This window comes from Massilia sp. BHUDP2 (genome assembly GCF_046236355.1).
In the GTDB taxonomy this organism is placed as follows: domain Bacteria; phylum Pseudomonadota; class Gammaproteobacteria; order Burkholderiales; family Burkholderiaceae_D; genus Telluria; species Telluria varians.
This window is the reverse complement of the sequence record NZ_JBJUVW010000002.1, coordinates 1,200,957-1,224,349: the sequence shown is the minus strand read 5'-3', so window position 1 is coordinate 1,224,349 and position 23,393 is coordinate 1,200,957. Positions and strand designations below refer to the sequence as shown.

At 67.3% G+C, this 23,393-nt stretch carries 21 protein-coding genes and 1 riboswitch; of the genes, 10 read left to right on the top strand and 11 right to left on the bottom strand.

The features are described from left to right. Positions 1-98: 98 nt before the first annotated feature. From ACK6C6_RS16080 to ACK6C6_RS16060, 5 genes are all read right to left on the bottom strand, one after another. Positions 99-434 (bottom strand): hypothetical protein, encoded by a 336-nt coding sequence (locus ACK6C6_RS16080; RefSeq protein ID WP_036216124.1) that lies wholly within the window; start codon positions 432-434, stop codon positions 99-101. Positions 435-883: 449 nt separating this feature from the next. After that, the gene (gene mltB, locus ACK6C6_RS16075; protein ID WP_409268142.1) at positions 884-2,092 is read right to left on the bottom strand and encodes a lytic murein transglycosylase B; all 1,209 of its coding nucleotides are present in this window, start codon (positions 2,090-2,092) and stop codon (positions 884-886) included. After that, complete coding sequence (locus ACK6C6_RS16070; RefSeq protein WP_409268141.1) at positions 2,089-4,098, bottom strand: DUF3488 and DUF4129 domain-containing transglutaminase family protein; 2,010 nt, start codon at positions 4,096-4,098, stop codon at positions 2,089-2,091. Before ACK6C6_RS16070 ends, mltB begins: the two co-directional genes overlap by 4 nt. Then, positions 4,095-5,117, bottom strand: a complete 1,023-nt coding sequence (locus ACK6C6_RS16065) for a DUF58 domain-containing protein (RefSeq protein ID WP_409268140.1) — start codon at positions 5,115-5,117, stop codon at positions 4,095-4,097. The genes ACK6C6_RS16070 and ACK6C6_RS16065 overlap by 4 nt, the downstream gene beginning before the upstream one ends. Next, positions 5,118-6,038, bottom strand: coding sequence for an AAA family ATPase (locus ACK6C6_RS16060; RefSeq protein WP_409268139.1), 921 nt, complete (start codon positions 6,036-6,038; stop codon positions 5,118-5,120). A 158-nt stretch (positions 6,039-6,196) separates the two neighbouring features. On the opposite strand from ACK6C6_RS16060, the gene ACK6C6_RS16055 reads away from it, so the two are divergent. From ACK6C6_RS16055 to ACK6C6_RS16040, 4 genes are all read left to right on the top strand, one after another. Continuing rightward, the gene (locus ACK6C6_RS16055) at positions 6,197-7,126 is read left to right on the top strand and encodes a histone deacetylase family protein (RefSeq protein WP_409268138.1); all 930 of its coding nucleotides are present in this window, start codon (positions 6,197-6,199) and stop codon (positions 7,124-7,126) included. Positions 7,127-7,221: 95 nt separating this feature from the next. After that, a complete protein-coding gene (locus ACK6C6_RS16050; protein ID WP_409268137.1) occupies positions 7,222-8,103 on the top strand; it encodes a hypothetical protein in 882 nt (293 codons plus the stop codon). Between the two features lie 207 nt (positions 8,104-8,310). Further along, positions 8,311-9,186 (top strand): hypothetical protein, encoded by an 876-nt coding sequence (locus ACK6C6_RS16045; RefSeq protein ID WP_409268135.1) that lies wholly within the window; start codon positions 8,311-8,313, stop codon positions 9,184-9,186. Next, complete coding sequence (locus tag ACK6C6_RS16040) at positions 9,176-10,411, top strand: hypothetical protein (RefSeq protein WP_409268134.1); 1,236 nt, start codon at positions 9,176-9,178, stop codon at positions 10,409-10,411. The genes ACK6C6_RS16045 and ACK6C6_RS16040 overlap by 11 nt, the downstream gene beginning before the upstream one ends. Before the next feature lie 13 nt (positions 10,412-10,424). Here ACK6C6_RS16040 and ACK6C6_RS16035 read toward each other — a convergent pair whose 3' ends face one another. Then, positions 10,425-10,577: a hypothetical protein gene (locus ACK6C6_RS16035; RefSeq protein WP_156923556.1), complete on the bottom strand. Its 153-nt coding sequence runs from the start codon at positions 10,575-10,577 to the stop codon at positions 10,425-10,427. 166 nt (positions 10,578-10,743) lie between these two features. Between ACK6C6_RS16035 and ylqF the strand changes: the two genes are divergently transcribed. After that, positions 10,744-11,691, top strand: a complete 948-nt coding sequence (ylqF, locus tag ACK6C6_RS16030) for a ribosome biogenesis GTPase YlqF (RefSeq protein WP_409268132.1) — start codon at positions 10,744-10,746, stop codon at positions 11,689-11,691. Positions 11,692-11,698: 7 nt separating this feature from the next. Here ylqF and ACK6C6_RS16025 read toward each other — a convergent pair whose 3' ends face one another. Together ACK6C6_RS16025 and ACK6C6_RS16020 are read right to left on the bottom strand one after the other, a co-directional pair. Further along, positions 11,699-12,622, bottom strand: coding sequence for a hypothetical protein (locus ACK6C6_RS16025; RefSeq protein WP_409268131.1), 924 nt, complete (start codon positions 12,620-12,622; stop codon positions 11,699-11,701). After that, positions 12,619-14,832 carry a M1 family metallopeptidase gene (locus ACK6C6_RS16020; protein WP_409268130.1) on the bottom strand — a complete coding sequence of 738 codons (2,214 nt, stop codon included), beginning with the start codon at positions 14,830-14,832 and terminating at the stop codon, positions 12,619-12,621. The genes ACK6C6_RS16025 and ACK6C6_RS16020 overlap by 4 nt, the downstream gene beginning before the upstream one ends. A 126-nt stretch (positions 14,833-14,958) precedes the next feature. Continuing rightward, a riboswitch (cobalamin riboswitch) is annotated at positions 14,959-15,198 on the top strand. Positions 15,199-15,283: 85 nt separating this feature from the next. On the opposite strand from ACK6C6_RS16020, the gene ACK6C6_RS16015 reads away from it, so the two are divergent. The 4 genes from ACK6C6_RS16015 (at position 15,284) to ACK6C6_RS16000 (ending at position 19,307) form a co-directional block, all read left to right on the top strand. Beyond that, entirely contained in the window at positions 15,284-17,272 is a 1,989-nt protein-coding gene (locus ACK6C6_RS16015; RefSeq protein WP_409268128.1) for a TonB-dependent receptor, read from the top strand. Beyond that, entirely contained in the window at positions 17,272-18,162 is an 891-nt protein-coding gene (locus ACK6C6_RS16010) for a cobalamin-binding protein (protein ID WP_409268127.1), read from the top strand. The genes ACK6C6_RS16015 and ACK6C6_RS16010 overlap by 1 nt, the downstream gene beginning before the upstream one ends. A 126-nt stretch (positions 18,163-18,288) precedes the next feature. Further along, positions 18,289-18,951 carry a thiol:disulfide interchange protein DsbA/DsbL gene (locus ACK6C6_RS16005; RefSeq protein WP_209588210.1) on the top strand — a complete coding sequence of 221 codons (663 nt, stop codon included), beginning with the start codon at positions 18,289-18,291 and terminating at the stop codon, positions 18,949-18,951. After that, complete coding sequence (locus ACK6C6_RS16000; RefSeq protein ID WP_409268126.1) at positions 18,948-19,307, top strand: hypothetical protein; 360 nt, start codon at positions 18,948-18,950, stop codon at positions 19,305-19,307. The genes ACK6C6_RS16005 and ACK6C6_RS16000 overlap by 4 nt, the downstream gene beginning before the upstream one ends. A 3-nt stretch (positions 19,308-19,310) precedes the next feature. Here ACK6C6_RS16000 and ACK6C6_RS15995 read toward each other — a convergent pair whose 3' ends face one another. The 3 genes from ACK6C6_RS15995 to ACK6C6_RS15985 are packed head-to-tail and all read right to left on the bottom strand — an operon-like array spanning position 19,311 to position 21,847. After that, on the bottom strand, positions 19,311-19,895 hold the full coding sequence (locus ACK6C6_RS15995; protein WP_409268125.1) for a DUF6151 family protein: 585 nt from the start codon (positions 19,893-19,895) through the stop codon (positions 19,311-19,313). 43 nt (positions 19,896-19,938) lie between these two features. Further along, the gene (locus ACK6C6_RS15990) at positions 19,939-20,511 is read right to left on the bottom strand and encodes an LptA/OstA family protein (protein WP_209588213.1); all 573 of its coding nucleotides are present in this window, start codon (positions 20,509-20,511) and stop codon (positions 19,939-19,941) included. A gap of 34 nt (positions 20,512-20,545) precedes the next feature. After that, complete coding sequence (locus tag ACK6C6_RS15985; RefSeq protein WP_409268124.1) at positions 20,546-21,847, bottom strand: ATP-binding protein; 1,302 nt, start codon at positions 21,845-21,847, stop codon at positions 20,546-20,548. A gap of 386 nt (positions 21,848-22,233) precedes the next feature. Between ACK6C6_RS15985 and ACK6C6_RS15980 the strand changes: the two genes are divergently transcribed. After that, the gene (locus ACK6C6_RS15980; RefSeq protein WP_409268123.1) at positions 22,234-23,364 is read left to right on the top strand and encodes a hypothetical protein; all 1,131 of its coding nucleotides are present in this window, start codon (positions 22,234-22,236) and stop codon (positions 23,362-23,364) included. The last annotated feature ends 29 nt before the right edge of the window (positions 23,365-23,393 follow it).

Here is a 23,393-nt window from a genome sequence, read left to right as displayed (position 1 = left end):
GGATGACTCGCCCGCAGCGTTCCTGCGTTCGCTTCGTCCGGCAAGGCCTGCGCCGGCGTCGAGCGGCAGGCAGGGCCTGCCGCGACGCCGCAGCGCGCTTACGCCTCTTTCGGAGCGGCGCCTTCTTTCGGCTTGAACTGCTTGTCGCTGATGCGGAACTTGGCGCGGCGGTCGCCCATGAGGTAGCGCAGGTCGCGGATCGACAGGTCGCTCACTTCATGCATGCGGATCAGCAGCGAAGCGCCGACCGGCAGGCGGTGGTGGCGGATCTTCGAGATCACCGGCGGTGCAACTTCCAGCGCACGCGACAGCGCCGCGTCGTTCTTCAGGCGCAGGTTTTCGATCAGGGTGTCGAGCAGGCGGTTCGGGTTGTACTGCAGGAGCTCATCGGACTCCGAATCGCTATTCATATCAATGCCGACTTGGTTTGTCATGATTCAATATCCTATTTTGGGTTGGACGGAGCCCCATGCGGCGCTCGGCTCCAGGCTACGGTATTTCGTAATTTTCTATTCAATTGTACAACTAATTTCTAATCTGATACTCAGTAGCAATAACGATCAGATCGATTTATTCAGTATTGTTGTCTCACCGCAACAATAGCCGCAATGCAATTCTCTCACAAACTCACGGAAATAATAATTGTTTTTTGATTAATCCCCAGTGTATCGCCAACGGGTGTTTGATGCCGCACGGTATGAAAAGTACTGACAAAGTGCTAAGAAAAGCGGGAGTATGACAAGTAGAGGGGTGTTTCTGCAGAGAATCTGCAGAAAAGGAACGCATACCCCCGGGGAGTATAGGGGCGGAAGGGCGGTTCAGGAAGGAAGAAAAGGCGGGAAGCCCGTTACAAATCGATACAAAGTTTCCCGCCGGGCAATGCTCAGCCGCCGCGCGAGGCGCGGACGGCCCGGCCAAGTTCGATCACCGACATGGCATAGAAATAACTGCGGTTGTACTTGGTAATGGCAAAGAAGTTATCGTCGGCCACCCAGTATTCGGTTGCCTCGGCGCCGTTCTGCAGGTCGACCAGGCCGTACAGGCGCTCGGCCGGCAGCGCCGCCGCGGTGGTGACGCCGGCGGCGCGCAATTCTTCGGGCCGCAGGGTGGCCTTCAGGCCGCGCTCCAGCAGCGGCTCCCAGGCATGGTTCGGCGAGACGTCGGCCGGGGTCACCGGGCTGTTGCGATGTTCCGGGTTCCAGCCATGCTGGATCAGGAAATTGGCCACACTGCCGATCGCATCGTCCGACGACTGGCGCAGGTCGATCTGGCCGTCCTTGTTGAAGTCCACGCCATACTTCAGGATATTGCCCGGCATGAACTGCGGCATGCCGACCGCGCCGGCAAACGAGCCCAGCAGCGAGAAGGCTTCCACCTTGTGCTCGCGCGCAAACAACAGGGTATTCGCCAGCTCGCTACGGAAGAAGGCCATGCGCGCGGCGCGGTTCGGCGTTTCCGGATAGGCGAAAGCGAGCGTCGCCAGGGTGTCGAGCACGCGGAACTTGCCGGTGTCGCGGCCATAGATGGTCTCGACGCCGATGATGCCGACGATGATCTCGGCCGGCACGCCGTAGGCCGCTTCGGCGCGCGCCAGGGTCTCGGCATTCTCGTTCCAGAAGCGCACTCCGGCGGCAATGCGGATCGGCTCGATGAAGCGGTCGCGGTAGGCCTGCCAGTTCTTCGGCTTGCCCGGCGGGGCGGGCTTGACCAGCTGTACCGCCGAATCGATGAAGCGCGCCTGGCCGAACAGCGATTCGAGGTAGGCGCGCTCGAAGCCGTGCTGGGTTGCCATCTCGTCCATGAACTCGCGCACCGCCTGCCATTCCAGGAAGTTGTGGTGCTCGCCGTCGTAGTCGATCATGGCCGCGGCCGGAGCGGCCTTCAGCACCTTGCTCGAACGGGCGGAGACGCGCTTGCCTGCAGCCTTGTCTTTCTTGCTCTTGGCCTTGGCGGCTTTTGCTTTGGCGGCTTTTGCTTTGGCAGCCTTGGCGGCCTTGGTCTGGACTTGCGGATCCTTCGCGCCGGCTTGCGCCTGCCCGGTCGGGGCAAAGGCGATTGCCAGCGCGGCAAACAGGGGAACGATCGATTTCATCTGACTTGCGACAGTAATCTCTTCAAGGTAGCGGCCAGCTGGCGGTCAGGCGCGGGCTGGGGCGGCGCATAGCGCCAGGCGCTATAGCGGCGCAAGAATTCGGCGGCGGCGTGCAGTGATGGCGGCGCCAGCTGCTGCGAGGCCGCGATCCGGGCCGCGTAGGCGGTGGGCCCTTCGTCCGCTGCACGTGCCAGGCCCAGGTGGGCGAGACGCTTGCATAGGGAGGAGTATACCGCCTCGATCGGATTGTGTTCCCTGCGGAGGTACAAAATTCTTCCCAAGAGCAACACTCCGGCCCCCAGCATGATCAAGCCGGCAACACGCCAGCCCGCCAGGCTTTCGCCCACGCTTTGCAGCAGGCCGCGCTGGCGTTCCGGGGTGTAGTTCAGCACCCACTGGTTCCAGCTGTTGTTGACGGCGCCCAGCGCGTTGCGCAGGCGACCCAGCAGCGAATCGCCGTTGGCGCCGAACATCGACAGCCCGCGCAGCGCGTCGATGCCGAAGGGCGGCGGCGGGGTGACCGCGGCCGCCAGGTTGCGCCGCACCCGTTCCGGCGCCACGGCGGCGGTCGGGTCCACCCGCACCCAGCCGCGCCCGCGCAGCCAGACCTCGGCCCAGGCGTGGGCATCGGACTGGCGCACCGTCACGTAGCCGTCGATCGGATTGAGTTCGCCGCCCTGGTAGCCGGTGACCACGCGCGCCGGGATGCCGGCCGCGCGCATCAGGAACACGAAGGCGCCGGAATAATGTTCGCAAAAGCCGGCGCGGGTCCCGTACAGGAACTCGTCGACCGAATGGCGGCCCAGCAGCGGCGGCTCCAGCGTGTAGCTGTAGGGCTGCTCGCGGAAGCGCTGCAGCACCTGCTCGATGCGGCGCGCCGGCTCCGCTTCCTTGCGCAATGCGATGCCCGCGGCCAGCGCCTTCGGGTTGTAGCCGTAGGGGAGCAGCAGCCACTGGTTGGGGTCGTCGAGCGTATCGCGTCCATCCAGCGCATAGTCCGGGTAGGAGATCATCGGATAGCGCACCCGCCCGGCCAGCGGACGGTCGGTGCTCAGTTCGAGCTGGTGCGAGACCTGGGTCTGGTAGCCCGGCACTTCCGGCATGTGGCCGGCCATCTCGAGCGAGAACAGCCAGCGCGTGTCGGACGGCTCCAGCGTCACTTCGTAGCGCTGCGCCTGGCCGCGCACGCGCAGCGAGGTGCCGGAGCGGGTGGCGATCGAGCCGCCGCGGGTCCAGGCGGTGCCGTCGAATGCGTCCAGCACCAGGCCGCGCCAGTACAGCTGGGCCTTGGGCGGCACCGCGCCTTCGAAGCGCACCCGGAAGGCAGGTTCGTCCGACATCGCCAGGTTCGACATCTGCCCCGGCGCCATGCGTTCGGACAGGCCGGACTTGGCGCTGCCGTTGCCGCTGCCGCCCGGCATGCTCCACAGCGGGCCGCCCAGGCGCGGGAACACGAAGAACAGCAGCACCGCGATCGGCGCCGCGAATAGCAGCATCCTGGCCCCCATCGCCAGCCGCGTTCCCAGCTTCGGCACGCTGCCGGTGAACTGGAACGAGAGCTGGGTGGTGAGCAGGGCCAGCACCGCCGCCACCATCAAGACTGCGGTGCCGATGCCCTGGGCGTAGAAGAAGTTGGTCAGCACCAGGAAGAAGCACAGGAAGATCACGACGTACAGGTCGCGGCGCGCGTGCATCTCGAGCATCTTGAAGGCGACCAGCAGCACCAGCATGGCCACGCCGGCGTCGCGCCCGAGCAGGGTCTTGTAGCTGAACTGGATGCCGGCCATTGCGCCGACGGCGATGGGCAGGAGCACCATGGCCGAGGGCATGCGCTTGCCGCGCAGCGTGATCGCGCCGCGCCAGGCCAGCGTGGCGGCGCACAGCAACGACACCCACAGCGGCAGGTGCGCCGCATGCGGCGCCAGCACCAGGAGCGCGCTGCCGAGCAGCAGCAGGGTGTCGGCTTTATCCCTCGGCAGGCGCGGCAGGGATGCCAGGGCCTTCATGGCGCCTCCTGGCTGCCGTACAGCGCCAGCGCACGCAGGCAGGCCGCCTGGTGGGCGGCGCCGTTGCCGGCGTCGTAATGGATGGCGCCGAGCCGGAAGGCGTAGGGCAGGGCACGCTGTTCGGCGTCCAGCACCCAGCGCGTCATGCGCGACAGGCGCAGTTCGAGGTCGAGCTGGGGCGGCAGCTGCGCGAAGTCGAGCAGCAGCTCGTCGCCCACGCCGCCTTCGAAGTGCTTGGTGACGAGCTGGCCGCCGAGCGCCGGATCGAGCCGGGCGATCTGGCGCCAGGCCAGCTGGCGCGGGGAGTCGCCGGCCTGGTAGCTGCGCACGCCGGCGAAGTCGTCGCGCATTGTCAACGATATGCCGGCGCGGCCGCTGCCGACCGCGTTGCCGCTCACCGGCAGCGGCGGCGCGCCTTCTTCCGGGCGCGGGTAGACCAGGGCGCGGGCGGCGGGACGCCAGTAGCTCCAGGCGCGGAACAGGCCGAGCGGGAAGCGCGTGGACAGCACCACGCGCGCCGGCTGCAGCCAGCCGCGCGCGCCCGTCGGCACGCCCAGCAGCACGCTGGCGCTGCCGTGGGCGGCGATGTCGGTGACGTGGCGCGCTTCGCCCTTTCTGGAGGCATCGGAAAAATCGATCCAGACGCCGTAGCGCGCCAGCCCCGTGCGGTTGGCGACGTGCAGTTCGAACCGGGCCTCCTGGCCGGCGAAGACGGCGGGCACGCGGCCCTGCTGCAGGGCCAGGTGGGCCAGGTTACGGTAGGTGAAAACCATGTCCACGAGGGCGCAGGACAAGGCCAGGAAGGTCAGCGCGAAGCCCAGGCCGAGGGTGTAGTTGATCGAGCCGATCAGGAGCACCAGCAGCAGGACGGCGAAGCCGATGCCGGCGCGGGTCGGCAGGATGAACACGCGTCGCTGGCTCAGCACCACCTCGCCGGCATCCAGCGTGCCGCGGCGCGGCAGCCATTTGCCGGTGGTGCGCCGCATCCAGCCGCGCAGGCCTCCGGTTGCGACTTCCATCTACACCGGAACCGATTTCTGCAGCTGCAGCACGAGGTCGCGGCTGGCCAGCGCCTGGCCGTGCGCCGACCTCAAAGGGCGCAGGCGGTGCGCGCAGACCGGCACCAGCACGGCCTGGATGTCTTCGGGGATCACGTGGTCGCGTCCTTCGAGCGCTGCCCAGGCGCGGCCGGCCTGCAGCAGGGCGATGGCGGCGCGCGGCGACAGGCCCTCGGCGAACAGGCCGTTCTGGCGCGACGCCTGGGCCAGCGCCTGCACGTAGGTGACCAGCGCCGGCGAGGCATGGATCTCCTTCAGGGCGCGCTGGGCCTGGGCCAGCTGCTCGGGCTGCATCGCCGGCTGCAAGGCGCGCAGCATGGCGCGCCGTTCTTCGCCCATGAGCAGGGCGCGCTCGGCGGCCGCGTCCGGATAGCCCAGCGAAAGGCACATCAGGAAGCGGTCGAGCTGGGATTCGGGCAGCGGGAAGGTGCCGACCTGGTTGGCCGGGTTCTGGGTGGCGATCACGAAGAAGGGTTCGGGCAGGGCGCGGGTGACGCCGTCGGCGCTGACCTGGCGCTCTTCCATGGCTTCGAGCAGGCCGGACTGGGTCTTGGGGGTGGCGCGGTTGATCTCGTCGGCCAGCAGCACCTGGGTGAAGATCGGACCGGGGTGGAACACGAAGTCGTTCTTCTCGCGCTCGTACACCGAGATGCCGGCCACGTCGGCGGGCAGCAGGTCGCTGGTGAACTGGACCCGGTTAAATTTCAGGCCGAGCGAGATCGCCAGCGCATGCGCCAGCGTGGTCTTGCCGACGCCGGGCAGGTCTTCGAGCAGCAGGTGGCCGCCGGCCAGCAGGCAGGTCAGGGCCAGGCGTACCTGCTGGTCCTTGCCGACCACGACCTGGCCGACCTGGCGCGCCGCCGAGTGTAATTGATTGAACATGCTTGGGTTCCGGTGATCTGCTTGGAAGTGCGGAGCAGGACGCTTGCATGGTAGATTAGCGCCATTGGCAACCTTCATACTCCGTCGGCAACAAGCCTTTGGGTCGATTCTATGCGAAACCGGCCGCAAAGGTGCGCTATGGATGAGCATTCCCCACGATGAGCACAGCAATCTACAGCCACCCCGACTGCCTGCGGCATGACATGGGCGACTGGCACCCCGAAGCGCCGGCGCGGCTGCAGGCGATCGACGACCAGCTGATCCTGGCGCGCCTGGACGGACTGATCGAGCAGCGCAGCGCGCCGCTGGCCGACATCAAGGACGTCCTGCGCAACCACACGCCGGGCGCGCTGGCGCTGGTGCGCGACAACGTGCCGGCTGAGGGCGACCACTATCCGCTCGACGGCGACACCATCCTGTGCCACCACAGCTACCAGGCGGCGCTGCGCGCGGCCGGCGCCGCGGTGGCCGCGACCGATGCCGTGATCGCGGGCGAAGTGGACAATGCCTTCTGCTCGGTGCGCCCGCCGGGGCACCATGCGACGCCGAGCGAGCCGATGGGGTTTTGCTTCTTCAATAACGTCGCCATCGCGGCGCGCCATGCGATGGAGGTGCACGGGCTGGAGCGCGTGGCCATCGTCGACTTCGACGTCCACCACGGCAACGGCACCGTCGAGGCCTTCCGCAAGGACCCGCGGGTGCTGATGGTGAGCCTGTTCCAGCACCCGTTCTATCCCTACTGCGACCCGGAACCGATCACGGCCACCAGCGTCAATATCCCGGTGCCGGCGCTCAGCGACGGCGACACGGTGCGCAAGCTGGTGCAGGACTACTGGCTGCCGGCGCTGCACGCGCACAAGCCGCAAATGATCTTCGTGTCGGCCGGCTTCGACGGCCACCGCGAGGACGACATGGGCGGCATCGGGCTGGTCGAGGCCGACTATGCCTGGATCACGCGCCAGGTGATGGCCATCGCCAAGCAGTATGCGCAGGGGCGCATCGTCAGCTGCCTCGAGGGCGGCTATGCGCTCTCGGCGCTGGGACGGAGTGTGGTGGCCCACCTGAAGGTGCTCGCCGAGCTCGATTGACGGCGAGCTCTGCGCGGAACGTCCTTCCCGGTCCGCACATCTAAATCTCCACGACTTCGCCACCCATGCGCGAAGCGAACGACAAGGAGAAGAAGATGAGACCGATCCGTACCTTCTGCGCGCTGTTGCTGTTCCTTGCTTCAAGCATGGCCGCCGCGACCAACTACACGCTGTGGATCAACGGCCGCGCCGGCGGCGCCGTAGGCGCCATCGGCAACTACAACGACTTCAGCTACTGGGGCCCGGCCACCACGCCGGCCGGCGTCAACAAGAAGGCCGTCAACTGGGACGGCCGCAGCAGTATCGCTTCGCAGAGCGGCACGGTACGCAACGCGCTCGACTGCTTCTGCACCGGCAGCAACTGGTGCTACATCGTCACCTACAGCGCCGGCGACCTGATGATGGGCTACACGTTGGCCAACTACGGCGGCACGCCGCGCTACAAGAAGAACGCCAGCCCGAACGCAAGCGGAGTATGCGGCAACAGCGACGGCGGCATGCAGACCGGCTGGAACATCCGCTGGGTGCGCGCCGCGGCCGGTGCGGCCGGAGGATCCGAGCTGTCCGACGCCGGTTCCTGGACCACCTCGGAGCCGCTGGTGCAGGACCTCAAGACCGCCACCGCGCGCGCCATGTACAACCACAACGACACGCGCAACATCTGGTTCTACATGTACGCGGGCGCCAGGGGCACGCTCTATTCGGGCCTGCTGCCGGGCCAGGACGACGAGGTCATCGCCTACCACAGCAGCGGCGGCGTGGCCGGCAGCTCGGGCCGCTCCCTGTGCAATCCGGGCGACTGGTTCTGCAACGACCTCACGCTCGGCACCGCCAACAACCAGGGCGGCAGCGCCAAGTGGAGCCATCACTCGATGCTGTTCCGCGACGACGGCGAGAACTACAACCACTACATGGACGGCAATTGGGGCGGCGTGGTGAGCGTCGTGCGCAACGCCGTGGTGAACACGGCGCAGTAGCGTGTTGCGGTAGCGCGGGCCTGGGTCGATGCGATCGGCATTGACCCTGCGCGCGCGCATATTTCCTGCGAAAAATTCGCTTCCCGACCTGCCCGCAACACTCGCAATCGTGCAAATTGACACGTCTGTATGTCAAGCGTACTGTCGAACTCAGCCGTAGCCCTCGTGGTACAAGCTGCGGCCATCACTACCATAAAGGAGAAGACAGTGAGACAAATACGCATGTTGTGCGCGCTGTGCCTGATGTTGGTAACAAGCTGGGCGTCCGCCGCGAACTACACCCTCTGGATCAACGGCCGTACCGGCGGCGGGGCGATCGGCAACTACAACGATTTCACCTACTGGGGCCCGTCCTCTACCTCCGCCGGCGTCAACAAGAAGGCCGTCAACTGGGACGGCCGCAGCAGCATCGCTTCCCAGAGCGGCACGGTGCGCAATGCGCTCGACTGCTTCTGCACCGGCACCAACTGGTGCTACGTCGTCACCCATAGCGCCGGCGACCTGATGATGGGCTACACGCTGGCCAACTACGGCGGCTCGGCGCGCCTCAAGAAGAACGCCAGCCCTGCCAGCAACGGCGTGTGCGGCAACAGCGACGGCAGCACGCAGACCGGCTGGAACATCAAGTGGGTGCGCGCCGCCTCCGGCGCGGCCGGCGGCTCGGAGCTGTCGGACGCCGGCTCCTGGACCACCTCGGAACCGCTGGTGCAGGACCTCAAGACCACCACCGCGCGCGCCATGTACAACCACAACACCACCCGCAACGTCTGGTTCTACATGTACGCGGCCGCCAAGGGCACCGCCTACTCGGGCATCCTGCCGGGCCAGGACGACGAAGCCGTCGCCTACCACAGCACCGGCGGCGTGGCCGGCAGTTCCGGCGGTTCCTACTGCAATCCGAGCGACTGGTTCTGCAACGACCTGACGCTCGGCACCGCGGCCAACGAGGGCGGCAGCGCCAAGTGGAGCTACCATTCGGTGGTCTTCCGTGACGACAGCGAAGCCTACAACCACTACGCCAACGGCAACTGGGGCGGCATCGTGGGCGTGGTGCGCAGCGCCGTGGTGAACAGTGCCCTCTAGACCGACAAAACGGCTGATCGGGCTGGGCGTGGCGGTTGCGCTGTTGCTCACCATCGCGCTCGCCCTCTGGTTCGGGCGCGGGGAGCGGGAGGCGGCGCCGCAGGCCGCCGCCAGCCCGCCGCCGCCCGGCCGCCAGTTCTTCAGCCAGGTGCCGGAAGGTGGCCTGGCGGTCCCCAGCGAGCGCGCCGAGCGGCGCCGCCAGCTGGTCGAGCACGTCCAGCTGACCGACCACACCTATTGCAGCTACCTGGAGGGCAGCCAGTACCCGACGGACTCGCGCCCGGCCGCGCAGAACCCGGACCAGCTGCACCCGAACCAGCCCGTCACCGAGATGCACCCGATGCGCCACGAGGGCGGCGGCAACAGCGCCGGCGTGTTCCTGCAGACCTCGCAGTCGCGCGTCTACCTGGCCGCCGGCGAAGCGGCCGCCTTTTCGCTGCGCGCCGTGGATGCGCAGGGCGCCACCGTGCCGATCGTGATCACGCGCGCGCTGGCCCAGGGCATGACCTATGGTGGCAGCCGTCCGACGCCCCAGGTGGCGCTGTCCTTCGTCGACGATGGCAGCGGCGCCGACCCGGTGGCCGGCGACAACGCCTACGCGGGCGTCCTGGCCCCCGGCCAGACCGGCCTGGCGGGCTTCCACGGCACCATCCGCACCGAGGTGCGCTACACCGCTGGCGGGCGCAATGGCTTTGCCCTGTTCGACGTGATCTACACGCCGGTGCTGCCGGCCACCTGGACCGGCCAGGTGCGCGAAGCGGTCGAGAACGGTTCACTCAGCTTCTACCTCGGCCTGGACGTGCGCCAGCCGGGCCGCTACATCGTGTCCGGCCGCGTCGACGATGCGCGCGGCAATCCCTTCGCCCTGGCAAGCTTCAACGAGGTGCTCGGCGTGGGCGCGCGCGAAGTCAAGCTGACCGTGTTCGGCAAGCTGATGACGGACGAGCGGCCGGCGCTGCCCCTGCGCTTGCGCGACGTCGACGGCTACCTGCTGCGCGAAAACGTCGACCCCGACCGCCTCTTGCTGCCGCGCCTGGAAGGGCAGGTGTTCGCCAGCCGCACCCAGACCATGAAGGGCGTGTCGGACGCCGAGTGGCAAAGCGAGGAGCGCTCGCGCTACCTGGCCGAATACGCAAAGGACCGCAACGCGGCGCGGGAACAGCTGGCAGCCTTCGATCCGACAGCGCCGCTGCCGCCGAGTGCCTGTGTACCGGCCGTCAAGTGAGAGCGGGCCGGGATCAGCCCATCAGCAGCGGGAAGCGGTCGATGAAGCAGGCGACGCCGACCATGCCGCACAGGATGCCGAAAGCGAACCAGCGTCCCAGCGATTTTTTCGGTGGAAGCTCGATCGCGGCCCAGCGCGGTGGCGAAGACTTTGGCATATGACGCATGATGGTCTCAAGAATGCGGCCCAGCGGGCGGAAACTGGAGTGTGCGCCGGACCCCGGCAATTGCATTGCTAGGGATCAATGGATTGTTCAGTCAGGTGTGCTGTTTTTTCACAGACCGGCCGCCAGCGTAAAATAGCGTCCTGACTGAAGATTTGGAAAGTAGAGCATGTCGATACAATGGTTCCCGGGGCACATGAATGCGGCCAAGAAGGAAGCCGCCGAGCAGATGGAGAACACCGACCTGGTGATCGAAGTCCTCGACGCCCGCCTGCCCGAGGCGAGCTGCAACCCGCTGGTGGAGGAACTGCGCAAGTTCCGCCAGCGTCCTTGCCTCAAGATCTTGAACAAGATCGACCTGGCCGACCCGGCGGCCACGGCGGCCTGGAAGGCCTATTACGATGCCCAGGAGGGCGTGACCGCCTATCCGATGACGACCAAGCGCCCGGCCGACGTCGCCCGCATCCCGGAGATCTGCCAGTCGCTGGCGCCGCACCGCGGCGTACCGACCAAGCCGCTGCGCATCATGATCATGGGGATCCCGAACGTCGGCAAGTCGACCCTGATGAACGCGCTGCTCAAGAAGCGGGTGGCCAAGGTGGGCGACGAGCCGGCCGTCACCAAGACCCAGCAGAAGCTCTACCTCGGCAAGCACATCGTGCTGGTCGATACCCCGGGCATGCTGTGGCCGAAGATCGCGCTGGCGAGCGACGGCCTGATGCTGGCCGCGAGCCATGCGGTCGGCTCGAACGCGCTGATCGAGGAGGAGGTCGCGGAGTTCCTGGCCAACCTGCTGCTCGAGCGCTACCCGCAGCTGCTCACGGCCCGGTACGGCTTTAAGACCGAGGGGCTGGACGGCATCGCCGTGATCGAGGGCGTGGCCCAGCGCCGCGGTTTCCGCGTGCGCGGCGGCGAGTTCGACTACGAAAAGGCGGCGCACGTGCTGCTGCACGACTACCGCACCGGGGCGCTGGGACGCATCAGCCTCGAGACGCCGGAAACCCGCGCCGCGGCGCTGGCGCGCCATGCCGAGGAGATGGCGGAGAAGGCCCGCATCGCCGAGGAAAAGGCGGCGCTGAAGGCGGAAGAGGCGATGCGCGGCAAGCGCGGGACCTGATCGCTTCTCAGCGTGCGCCGGCGCCCCTGGCCAGTTCCATCAGCCCGAACAGGCGCGCGCAGCGCATCCAGGCCAGCGCCAGTACCGCCAGCTGGGCCAGCAGCAGCCCGCCGAGGAAGCTGCCCGCGCCCAGCGCCGGGACATTCAGGCGCGCCACCGCCAGCGCGCCGGCCAGGAGCAGCCCAAGCGCCGTGATCGCGGCATACACACCGACGACGGCAAACGGACGGCGCATGATCAGGCCCAGCCCGTCGCACCAGGCCAGCACCGCCGAGCTGCGGCGGCGGTCCAGCGCCAGCACCGCGCGGCCGGCGTCGAGCGTCGCATGGGCCAGCAGCACCAGCAGGGCGGCGATCAGCGAGCCCGCCAGGGCCGCATTGCTTGCGCTGGACTCGAGCACGGCGCCGGGCTGCTCGGCGACCGAGGCCGCCATGCCACCCAGGAAAACCGCCGCGCCGAGCGGCACGATGGCCCACAGCAGCATGCGCAGCAGGCGCCCGTACTCGCGCACGCCGCCGGCGGCCAGCGCCGCGAAGGCGAGCGGCGCCGGCGCGCGCGCGGCGCTGATGGCCGCGCCGGTCAGGAAGGGCGACAGCAGCAGCGTCATCGCGAGGGCCACGATGCCGCCCGCGCTCACGGCCGAGGCGTGCTGGCTGTGCAGGCCGACCAGGTCCGCAATGGCCACCCCGTCGAGGCGCTGGGCCAGGGCCGTGGCGTGCACCGAGCGGTCGAAGGCGGCGCCCAGCATGGTCCATAGCGGCAGGGCGGCAACCAGCGTGGGCAGCAGCAGGGCCAGCAGCCAGAGCAGCAGCAGGCGCCATTGCAGGGCAGGGCGCAGGGCGGCGCCCAGTGCCCGCAAGCCGGCATGGCCGCGTGACGCGGAAGTGTGCGGCGCCTGCGCGGGCGCCAGGGAAGCGGTCGTGGTCGTCATACGGTGGCGATGAAGGACAGGATGAGTTGGAAGAAGGCCGCCGCGTCGCTGGTCCAGCGGGTCGATGCGCTGCGCTTGGGGTCGATCGTGCGGCTGTCGTCGAGCTTGTTCACGTCGAGGTAGTGGCTGCGGCGCGGGTCGAGCTCGGCCGACACGGCGCGCGCCGGCCTGACCCAGGTGAATGTGCGCCATTTCTCGTCCGGCGAGGTGGCGTTCCAGGCCACGGTCTCGCTGCTGCCGTCGGCGAAGCGCACCACCAGGGTCTGCGGCACGCTGGCGCTGTCGCGGCGCACGGTCACCCGGGTACGCCAGGGGAAGGGGCCGCCCTGCCTGGCGTTCGGATTGGCCTTGCTCCAGTTCGCGCGCAGCCTGGCGATGCGCTCGTCCACCGCCGCCTGGCTCTCTTCGACGCGCTTGCCGTCCACCACGCGGGTGCCGGCCAACGGCAGCTCTTCTTCGCTCGACAGCCTGGCCACCTTGTCGTCGACGCGTGCGGTCGCATAGACCTGCTGCGCGAAGACCTCTTCGACAGCGGTGCGCTCGCCGCTGCCGTCCGCCAGCGCTTCGCGCAGGTCGGCAATGCTGGGGTGGCGGAACTTCCAGCGCCGGTAGTATTCCTTGAAGCCGCGCTCCATGGCCTCGCTGCCGATGCGCTGCTCCAGGTCGCGCATCACGGTGGCGCTGCGGGTGTAGACCGGATCGATGCCCTGCAGGCGCTGCCAGGCGTTCTGGCCGGGCGCATCCAGCGGCCGCTCACGCGGGGCGAACAGGCGCATGGCGTCGAAGCCCTCGAATCCCGGATCGAAGCCGATCCGCTTCAGGAAACCGGGGGCGGGATAGACCTGCTGTCCGCGGTCGCGCATCGCGCGGTTTTCCCAGTAGGCGGTCAGGCCTTCGTCGAGCATCGGCTCCTCGAACTCGTTGCTGGCCAGGATGCCCTGGAAGAAGTTGTGGCCGAGTTCGTGGATCGTCACGGCGTCCAGTTCATATTCTTGCAGCGATTTGGGCGGAACCTCGGCATGGCCGGACGCGGTGATGAAGGTCGGGTACTCCATGCCGCCGGCTTCCTGCGCGTTGTAGGGCGGGATCACGACGGTCAGCGTGCGGTAGGGGTAGGGGCCGAGCTTGCGCGAGAAATAGGCCAGCGAATCCTTGGCCGCCTTCATGACCGGCCTGGCGCTGGCCTCGTATTCCTGCGGGTACAGCACCTGCACGGTCACGATCGGGCTGCCGGGACCGGTCCAGGTCTCCACCAGCGGCGGGGCGCTGCGCTTGTCCGCGGTCCAGGCGAAGTCGTGCACGTCGTGCTGCACGTAGCGGTGCGTCAGCAAGCCGTTCTTCTCGACGGGCGCACCCTGCAGCGCGCCGGTCGCGCCCACCGTATAGCCCTTCGGCACGGTCAGGCTCACGTCATAGCTGCCGAAATCGGCGTAGAACTCGGACTCCATGTGGAATTCGTGCGCATTCCAGCGTGGCGCGGTGGCGCCGCGCTCGCCCGGCAGTTCGAGCACTGCGATCTTCGGGAACCACTGGGCCACCAGGTGGAAGCTGCCGTAGTAGCCGGTGCGCGCGATCACGCGCGGCAGCTGGGTGGTGAAGGCCATGTCGAGCGTGGTCGAGGCGCCGGGGGCGACCGCCTCGGGCAGGTCGAGGCGCGCCACCGTGTGGTCGGTGGCCGGGCCGCCGTCCGGCTGGACGAAGCGCCATGGCACGGCTGCGCCGCCTTGAGTCACGCTGCGCAGCGCGATGTGGCCCCATTCGCCGTCGCCGATCTCGGCGCCGCTGCGGAAACGTTCGCCGCGCTGGCGCTGCTCGGTGAAAAAGCTGCTGCCTTCGCCTTCGAAGGCGTTCATGTAGAGGTGAATGTAGACGCTGCGCGCCGGTACCGCGCTGCGGTTGCGCCAGGTGAGCTGCTGCTGGCCGGCGATCACGTGCTTGTCCGGGTCGAGCGTGGCGCTGATGCGGTAGCTGGCCACGCGCTCGGACAGGGTCGCGTGGTCGCCGCTGCGGATGCCGCCCCAGGCATCCGGGCTGCTCGGCGCCGTGACGGCGGCGGCGTTCGGCGCGGCCAGCGCGATGCCGTCGAGCGAAGGCGTGGCCGCGGGCGGGGGCGCGTCAGCCTGGGCCAGCCAGGCGCCGGCGCCGCCGAAGGCCAGCAGTGCGGCGCATGCCAGCGCGCGCAGGCCTTGTCGCTGTCTATAAATCTGCATGCAGGACTCCCAGTTGTCGATGTTGTATTTATATGAGCGCGACTATATCCAGAACATCGGCGAATTGCCATGCGCAGGGAATGGAAGCACAAAATACGACAACGAAATGCAGGAAAGCTTGTCAGGTTATAATCTCGCCGTTCTGGTGCCCGCGCATGCGCTCCGCATGTGCAGTTAAACGGGAAACACGAGGCAAAGGCGCTGCGCGCCCGAACCAAGATGTGCTGCCCCCGCAACGGTCAACAAGCACTGCTTCGCATACGCGAAGCGGTAGGCTGCTCCAAACACCACTGTGCCGACAGGCATAGGAAGGTGGCGCGGTCCGTCTTGCAAGCCCGGATACCGGCCAGACAGGTGGAAGCGACCGCATGCGAGCAGCGTGGCGGCGCCTTCCGTTGAACGCCGGGCTTGCGGGGACGCAGGCCGGTGCCATTACCGAGAACATCCGAACATGAACTTTGCTGTCGTACCACGCAGCGCGCCGGCGGTGAAGCCGCTCGCGCTGGCTTGCGCCCTGTCCCTGTCCATCCTTGCCGCCAAGGCCGCCGCCCAGGACAGCCTGCCTTCGATCGTCATCACCGGCGCGCGCTTCCCGGCGCAGCCTGCCAGCGCGCCGATCGGCGCCACCGTGATCACGGCTGATGACATCCGCCGTTCCGGCGCCGCCGACGTCAACGCGGCGATCCGCAAGGTCGGCGGGGTCTATGGACGCCAGAGCCTGGACGCCTCGCCGGACTTCGCGCTCGACCTGCGCGGCTTCGGCTCGAACAGCGCCCAGAACCTGGTGATCCTGGTGGACGGCGTGCGCCTGAACGAGAACGAACTGACCAACGCGGTGCTGTCGAGCATCCCGGTCGATACCGTCGAGCGCATCGAGATCCAGCGCGGCGGCAGCAGCGTGCTGTACGGCGAAGGCGCGACCGGCGGCGTGATCAACATCATCACGCGCCGCGCCGGCGCGAACGGCACCCACGGTTCGGTCTTCGCCGAAGCAGGGCGCTTCGACGCCCACGACCTGCGCGCCTCGATCACCCATGGCGCCGGCCCGCTTTCTTTTGATGTGGCGCTGGCCGACCGCGGCACCGACAACTACCGCGCCAACAGCGAGTTCAAGCAGAAGACCGCCAGTGGCGGCGTCCAGTACGCCTACGGCGCGGGCCGCGCCGGCCTGCGCTTCGAACATTCCGAGCAGGACGCGCGCTTCCCGGGTTCGCTCACGGAGGCCCAGTACCTGGCCAATCCGCGCCAGACCCTCACGCCGGACGATTTCGGCACCCTGGACACCGACCGCGTCAGCGCTTTCGTCGAGCACCGCGTCGGCAGCCTCGAGCTGGCCGCGGAACTCTCGCACCGCGAGCGCGAGGTCGCAGCCAGTTACTTCTACCCCGGCGGCGTCACCCGCGTCGCCTATGACGCCAGCCAGACCCAGTTCTCGCCGCGCCTGCGCCACACGGCCAGCCTGGGCGACAAGCGCAACGAGCTGGTGGCCGGCATCGACCTGGTGCGCTGGGAGCGCCGGACCGAGTCCGATTTCTCGCGCGGCGACGCCGAGCAGGATTCGAAGGCCATCTACCTGCGCAACGAAGTCCTGTGGAACGCTCCCCACAATGCCCGCCTGGCGATCGGCGGTCGCCACGAACGCTTCACCAAGGATTACTCCGACCCGCTGGCCTTCCCGCCGGTGCTGGGTGAGCACCGCAGGCAGTCGATCAATGCCTGGTCGCTGGAAGGCAGCGTCGACCCGATGCCGCAGCTGACCGTGTTCGCCAAGCTCGGCCGCAGCTACCGCATCGCCAACGTGGACGAGAACAGCCTGCGTTCGGGGCTTGAGGTGCTGGCGCCGCAGACCTCGCGCGACCTGGAGCTGGGCGTGACCGCCGGCGGCCCGGCGCGCCAACTGACTGCGCGCCTGTTCCGCCACCGCCTGAAGGACGAGATCTTCTACGACCCGACCATCGGCTGGGGCGCCAACACCAACCTGGATCCGACCCGTCGCCAGGGCTTCGAGCTCGAAGCGCAGCAGGCCCTGACCCAGGACCTGCGACTCTCCGCCAAGTGGCAGCGCGTGGACGCCGAGTTCACCGGCGGCCAAGGTGCTGAGTACCCCAATGCCGGCCGCGAGATGGTGCTGGTGCCGAAGAACGTCGTCACCGTGCGCGCCGCCTGGACCCCGGCCAGCGGCCACAGCGCCGACATCGGCGCCCAGTGGGTCGACAGCCAGCGCTACGGCAGCGACTTCACCAACAGCTGCGGCGCCCGCATCCCGTCGTACACCACCGTCGACGCGCGCTACGCCTACCGCATCAAGGGCTGGGAAGCGGCCGTCAGCGCGCTCAACCTGGCCGACCGCCAGTACTACAGCAATGCCTTCGGCTGCCGCTCGGGCATCTATCCGAGCGACGGCCGCCAGCTGAAGCTGTCGCTGCGCTACGACTTCTGATGCGCGCGCCCGGACGCTTGAGCGCTGCGCTGCTGCTGTTCGCGGCGGCAGCCGGCGCGCAGGCCGCGCTGAGCGTGGTCGACGATGCCGGCCGCCGCATCACCGTGCAGCAGCCGGCCCGGCGCGTCATCTCGATGGCGCCGCATGCCACCGAGCTGCTGTTCGCGGCCGGCGGCGGCGCGCGCGTGGTCGGGGCGATGAACTACAGCGATTACCCGGAAGCCGCGAAGAAGATCCCGCTGGTCGGCAGCAACAGCGTGATCGACATGGAGCGGGTGCTGGCCCTCAAACCCGAGCTGATCGTGGTCTGGCACACCGGGAACACGGCGCGCCAGATCGCCCAGCTCGAATCGCTGGGCGTGCCGGTCTTCCACAGCGAGCCGCGCACACTGGGGCAGGTGGCCGACAACATCGAGCGCCTGGGCCGGCTGCTGGGCACCGACGCGGCTGCCACGAGCGCGGCCGGGTCCTTGCGCGCCCGCCTGGCGGGGCTGGAAGCGCGCTACGCCCGGCGCCCGCCCGTGACGGTGTTCTACCAGATCTGGGACCAGCCGCTGTACACCCTCAACGACGCCCAGATCGCCAGCGACGCGATCAGGGTCTGCGGCGGACGCAACGTGTTCGGCGCGCTCAAGGCCGTGGCGCCGGAGGTCGGCATCGAAGCGGTGCTGCAGGCCGACCCGGAGGCGATCATGGCCGGCAGGCGTCATGATCCTGCCAATCCCGGCCTCAAGCTGTGGGGGCCGTACAAGAGCATGACGGCGGTAAAGCGGGGCAACCTGTTGACCGTGGATGGCGAATTGCTGACGCGGCCGGGGCCGCGGGTGATCGACGGCGCGGCCCGGCTGTGCGAAGCGCTGGAGGCGGTGCGGCAGCGCCGGTCGAAGTAAATCATTCCTCCGTTTCGCCTACGTTAATTCCGTAAGCAAATGCAAAATTCAGCCCTTCCTCAGAATGGCGGGCCGAAAAAGTGGTAATCTCCCGGCGTTTGCTCAATCTATTGTGGAAGGAAACCTATGCGTTCTCTGCGTTTTGCTCTCATCGCCGCCACCATGGTCGCCAGCACCGCGATCGCGTCGCCAGCCGACCCGAAGAACGGTGTCGACTACCAGACCCTGGCCGCGCCGCAACCGGTGCAGGCGACGGGCAAGAAGGTCGAGGTCATCGAATTCTTCGCGTACCATTGCCCGGCCTGCAACATGCTGGAACCGACGTTCAACCAGTGGATCAAGAAGCAGGGCGACAACATCGTCGCGCGCCGTATCCCGCTGCCTTTCCAGGGCCCGACCGATCCGGAAGCACGCCTGTTCCTGACCCTCGAAGCGATGGGCAAGCTCGACCAGTACCACCACCGCGTATTCCAGGCCGTGCACGTGCAGCGCCAGCGCCTGACGAAGGATGACCAGATCATCGAGTGGGCGGTCAAGAACGGCCTCGACAAGGCCAAGTTCATGGAAACCTGGAACTCCTTCGGCGTGACCACCAAGCTGCGCCGCCTGAGCCAGATCTCGAGCGCCTACAAGGTGACCGGCACCCCGACCATCATCATCGACGGCAAGTACGTGGTGTCGCCGGGCCAGATCCAGGAGGCGAACAAGATCCAGGACGTCAACCAGCTGATGCAGGCGACCGCCCAGGTCATGGACGCACTCGTCGCAAGGGCAGCCAAATCCAAATGAGCAATGACGTCGAACGCGAAGTCCTCAAGATGTACGATGGGTCCCGGCCCAACGAGGACGACCTGTTTGAGACCAGCTATGTGAACCACATCGCGTGGTCGGTGGCGGTGCTCTGCACGGGCATCGCCATCTGGCTCGGCATTGCCCTCGTCAATGCCGAGAACCAGCGCTACGCCCTGATGACCAACAAATGCCCCGATCCGCTCTTCAAGGGCGGCATCGACAAGGCATGTCTCGTGACCGTGCGTTCGCGCGACCACTGGTGGGAGCACCTGTGGTACGGCGTCACGCACGTGAGCGGACAGTACGACGAGCACGTCTCGCGTTATCCTTCCCGGCGCACGACCGAACGCTGAGCCCTAAGTGCTCAGCGCCTTTCTTTCTTCCAGCGACAGCACCTGCGGCGGCTTCAGCGGCTCGCTCGTGCCCGCGCGGAAGAAGGGATTCTCCCGGTAGCCGCCGCCCAGGCGCGCCTTCATCAGCATTGTCCCGATCTTGCACACGGCCCAGGCCGTGCCCAGGGCGCTCGACTGCACGGGCCCCTTGGCCGATCTCGTTTCGACCCGGCAGCGCAGGCCCCCGAGCTGCCGATCGAGTTCCGCATCCGGCGCATCCAGGCAGGCCCGCACCAGGCCCAGGTAGGAAGTACGCGGGTCGCGCGGCGTGTTGCCGATCGGCGTGCGGCAGCAGCTGGCGTACCAGCGGTACAGCCCCTTGGGGCTCAGCGACATGCAGGCCAGGTGCTCGAGGCCTTCGTCGAAGCGCACGGCGGCGGGCAGGGTGGCGGCCACCTCGGTGCCGCCGAGCGGATCGAGCACGGGGGTAGCCAGGAAGCGGCCATAGGCCTGGCAGTCCTTGCAGTAGCAGACGGCGCGCGCGGCCACGCGCCGGGCGTCGACCTGGCCGCGCAGCTTGCCGCAGCGGCAGCGTAATGCGAGCCTCATAAGGGGCCTCCCTGGACAATCATCGTGTCATGCCGAACAGTTATCATGGTTTGTCCATGGTGGCAAGCGCCGGCGCAGGCGGCGCCTTGCGTTTCGACTGCAGGACGATGGTGTTGCGCCCGCCGCCTGGACGGTCCTCGCCCGTGCTGGTATTGCGCAGGGTGAACTCCTCGGTGCGGCTGTCGTAGGAGATGAATTCGCCCTCGGCCTCTTCGGTCTGGACACCGTCCAGCGTGCGCCGCACCTTTGCCTTCGACATCAGTTTCACCATGGCCGAGCGATCGTCGTACTCGACGCGCTCGGCTTCGCCTTCCATCCAGCGTTCGCCGGGGCCGTCCGCCTTTTGCCGGAAGCGCACCTTGTTGCCGGGCTGCGCCTGCAGCAGGATGCGCTGGTAGCCGCCCGGCGACTCCTCGAAGCGCCCGCCGTCGGCACTGATCGTCAAGCTGCCGCGATTGACTTCGACCCCACCCGCCAGCGTGAACGTGCCGGTCAGGCTGTTGGCATCGCAGGAGCGGCAGGTGATCTGCGTCGGTTTGTAGGCATCGGCCTTTTCGGCCGCCGCCTGGCCTGTTGCAAGCAGCAGTAGCAGGGCGGGAAGAATGCATCGTTTCATGGCGTGTCCCGTGTGTTGTTGTCCTGTTCCCGCATCAAGCGGGCAGCTTGATCACGAAGCGCGCCCCGCCCAGCGGCGCGCTGTCCGCATGCAGGCTGCCGCCGTGCAGCGCCACCGCCTTGCGCGCGATCGACAGGCCGAGGCCGAAGCCGCCGGTCGCGCGGTCGCGGCTGCGGTCGAGACGGTAGAAGGGGTCGAACACCTTGTCGCGTTCCTCGACCGGGATGCCGGGCCCGTCGTCGTCGACCGTGATCTCGACGCCGCCCTCGGTGCGCGCCGCCGACAGCAGGATGCGGCCGGCCGCATATTTCTGGGCGTTGCGCAGCAGGTTGCAGACGGCGCGCGCCAGCAGGCGGCGGTCGAGCGCGAGCTCGCCCAGGTTCTCGGGAAGCAGGCAGTCGAGCGTATGCGGCGAAGGCGGCAGCATCTCGAGGCATTCGCGCAGCAGCGCGTCCAGCCGGACCGGCTCGATCTGCAGCTTGCGCGTGCTGTCGAGCTTGCTCATGTCGAGCAGTTCGTTCACCAGGGAATTCAGTTCGCGCAAGTCGCCTTCCATCGCCCTGACGCGCTTGCTCAGGTCGGGGTCCCTGGCGCGCGCGTCCAGCAGTTCGAGCGCGAATTCGAGCCGCGCGATCGGCGTGCGCAGTTCGTGCGACACGGAGTGCAGCAGGCTTTTCTGCGCTTCCAGCAGGTCTTCGATGCGGTCGGCCATGTGGTTGATGCGTTCGGCCAGCGGATAGATCGAGGCCGAGGGCTTCATCTGCGAACGCGCCGTCAGCTTGCCGCTGCCGAATTCGTCCGCCATGCGCGACAGCGACTGCAAGCCCTGCCAGTGCGAGCGCGACCACAGCGCGATCGGCACCAGCAGCGCGATCGCCACGATCACGTAGCGCAGCGCTTCCATCTTGAGCGCCTGCCCGATGTCCACCGGCAGGTCCTGCGCATGCAGCACTTCCTCGTGGCTGCCGATGTAGCGTTCGCCGTCGAGGTCGACGCGGCGGTAGAAGCTGCGATTGGCCGGATCGAGCACCAGTTCGCCGCGGTCGAGCAGCGCGCGCCGGCCGGCGGGCAGGGCGCTGCGTGCCTGCGCCAGCGGAATCAGGTCGTAGCGCACGTCCGACACGATGCGCACGTTGTTCAGGCGCGCCAGCCATTCGTCGCTTGGGGCCTGGTCGATATATTGTTCGAGCAGGAAGATCTGGGCAGCCGCCTGGCGGCGTGCGATGTCCTCGAGCGGATCCCCGAACAGCCGGCTGAAGGCGAAGTAAATCACGAAGGTGGCTGCCGTGATCGACAGCATGACCAGCACGAAGAAACGGAAGAATATCCGGTTCACGTGCCCATCCTGCATGACTCGCAGTTACGAATTGCTGCCAAACACATAGTATCTCCTTGGCAGCATTGTATAGGAGCAAACGTCTCTTAGGAATCTCCCTGCTGGCGCTTCCAAGCTTACAAATTGCAGACAATTCCTCGACAGTTCGAGGGGGAATGCGAGGCCGGGGATGCCTATGATGCTCAACATCAGGTCAAGGATTATCTGGTTTTCCGTTTGCCCGCCTGATATGCGAGTGTCGGCGGGTTTTTTTATTCTTAAGGTAACGATCGGTGGAGAAGAAGAAAATGAGGGAGTTGGGACGCACTCTGATCAACGCCGCCGCCGTTCTCGGCATGGGCGTGGCTTTGGCAGCCTGTGGCGGTGGCGGTGAAGGCACTGCCGTCATGAGGAACCAGACGGCAGGGCAGGGCATTGCCGTCGGCGAGCCGAATGGCGGCGTTCCGGTCGTTTCCGAGTACATCAAGATGGCCCAGGAAGCATCCTGCGCATCGACCCGCAACCAGCTGTACGTCGTCGACAGCAAGTACGTGCTGTGGGACCGTGCCGGCAACTGCGCCGACAATTCTCATAGCCAGACCCTGATGGGCGCCAATCCGCAGGCCGTGCTGTGCACTTCCGGCGACACGATTGCCGGTCCGCGTACCAGCTGCAGCGACGAGAGCGTGCGCGCCCTGTTCGACACCATGCTGAAGAACCTCGACAAGGCCGACCTGGGCCTGGGCTCCGGCCACAAGGTCGAGCCGGTCAGCTTCCTGCCCAAGTCGGGCACCCCGGTCGCCTTCAAGACCGTCGTCAGCGAGAGCTTCTCGAACATCGAGACGGCGCGCGAAGTCGTGATCAAGGACGCGGCCGCCTGGTCGGCATTGTGGGCCGAACACAGCAAGACCCGCATCGCGGCGCCGCAAGTCGATTTCTCGCGCAACATGCTGGTCGCTATATTCCATGGCAACAACCCACCTTGCGGGCGCTTCGACGTGGTGTACGCCGGCTCGAAGGACGGCAAGCTGCTGGTCGAATACGAAGTGCGCGACATGTCGCCGGTCGCGCTGTGCCTGGCGGTTGTCACCCAGCCGATGCGGGTGGTCGCGGTGCCGAAGGTCGATGCGCCGGTCGAGATCCGCAAGATCGTCAACGACTATGTCAACTTCACCACGGTCGAGCCGCATGTGCGCACCGCCATCCTCGAGCAGCGCAATGTCGTGGTGCGCGACGAGGCGGCCTGGGCCAGCCTGTGGGCCGAACATGCCGGTAGCGAGCACGCCTTGCCGAAGGTCGATTTCAAGGAGCAGATGGTGATCGGCGTGTTCCGCGGTCCCAAGCCGAGCACCTGCCACGGCGGCGGCGTCGGAAGCGTCTCCTTCCAGGACGGCAAGCTGCAGGTGGGCGTGGTCGACAGCGTCCCCGGCCCCGGCGTCTTCTGCGGCATGATGATCGTCCACCCGGCGCACCTGGTCATCGTCAAACGCAGCGAGGCCCCCGTGGAATTCGTGACAGAAACTCGTACCAACCAGTAACAATGCGTGAGAGTTCGGCTTGCCCGACG

What these genes read in the sequence shown, in the direction of transcription:
- ACK6C6_RS16005 (WP_209588210.1), top strand. Translation starts at nt 18,289, where the DNA reads ATGCGTTCTCTGCGTTTTGCTCTCATCGCCGCCACCATGGTCGCCAGC.
- ACK6C6_RS16080 (WP_036216124.1), bottom strand. Translation starts at nt 434, where the DNA reads ATGACAAACCAAGTCGGCATTGATATGAATAGCGATTCGGAGTCCGAT.
- ACK6C6_RS16065 (WP_409268140.1), bottom strand. Translation starts at nt 5,117, where the DNA reads ATGGAAGTCGCAACCGGAGGCCTGCGCGGCTGGATGCGGCGCACCACC.
- ACK6C6_RS16025 (WP_409268131.1), bottom strand. Translation starts at nt 12,622, where the DNA reads ATGACGACCACGACCGCTTCCCTGGCGCCCGCGCAGGCGCCGCACACT.
- ACK6C6_RS16035 (WP_156923556.1), bottom strand. Translation starts at nt 10,577, where the DNA reads ATGCGTCATATGCCAAAGTCTTCGCCACCGCGCTGGGCCGCGATCGAG.
- ACK6C6_RS16010 (WP_409268127.1), top strand. Translation starts at nt 17,272, where the DNA reads ATGCGCGCGCCCGGACGCTTGAGCGCTGCGCTGCTGCTGTTCGCGGCG.
- ylqF (WP_409268132.1), top strand. Translation starts at nt 10,744, where the DNA reads ATGTCGATACAATGGTTCCCGGGGCACATGAATGCGGCCAAGAAGGAA.
- ACK6C6_RS16055 (WP_409268138.1), top strand. Translation starts at nt 6,197, where the DNA reads ATGAGCACAGCAATCTACAGCCACCCCGACTGCCTGCGGCATGACATG.
- ACK6C6_RS16050 (WP_409268137.1), top strand. Translation starts at nt 7,222, where the DNA reads ATGAGACCGATCCGTACCTTCTGCGCGCTGTTGCTGTTCCTTGCTTCA.
- ACK6C6_RS15990 (WP_209588213.1), bottom strand. Translation starts at nt 20,511, where the DNA reads ATGAAACGATGCATTCTTCCCGCCCTGCTACTGCTGCTTGCAACAGGC.
- ACK6C6_RS16000 (WP_409268126.1), top strand. Translation starts at nt 18,948, where the DNA reads ATGAGCAATGACGTCGAACGCGAAGTCCTCAAGATGTACGATGGGTCC.
- ACK6C6_RS15995 (WP_409268125.1), bottom strand. Translation starts at nt 19,895, where the DNA reads ATGAGGCTCGCATTACGCTGCCGCTGCGGCAAGCTGCGCGGCCAGGTC.
- ACK6C6_RS15980 (WP_409268123.1), top strand. Translation starts at nt 22,234, where the DNA reads ATGAGGAACCAGACGGCAGGGCAGGGCATTGCCGTCGGCGAGCCGAAT.
- ACK6C6_RS16020 (WP_409268130.1), bottom strand. Translation starts at nt 14,832, where the DNA reads ATGCAGATTTATAGACAGCGACAAGGCCTGCGCGCGCTGGCATGCGCC.
- ACK6C6_RS16015 (WP_409268128.1), top strand. Translation starts at nt 15,284, where the DNA reads ATGAACTTTGCTGTCGTACCACGCAGCGCGCCGGCGGTGAAGCCGCTC.
- ACK6C6_RS16060 (WP_409268139.1), bottom strand. Translation starts at nt 6,038, where the DNA reads ATGTTCAATCAATTACACTCGGCGGCGCGCCAGGTCGGCCAGGTCGTG.
- ACK6C6_RS16070 (WP_409268141.1), bottom strand. Translation starts at nt 4,098, where the DNA reads ATGAAGGCCCTGGCATCCCTGCCGCGCCTGCCGAGGGATAAAGCCGAC.
- mltB (WP_409268142.1), bottom strand. Translation starts at nt 2,092, where the DNA reads ATGAAATCGATCGTTCCCCTGTTTGCCGCGCTGGCAATCGCCTTTGCC.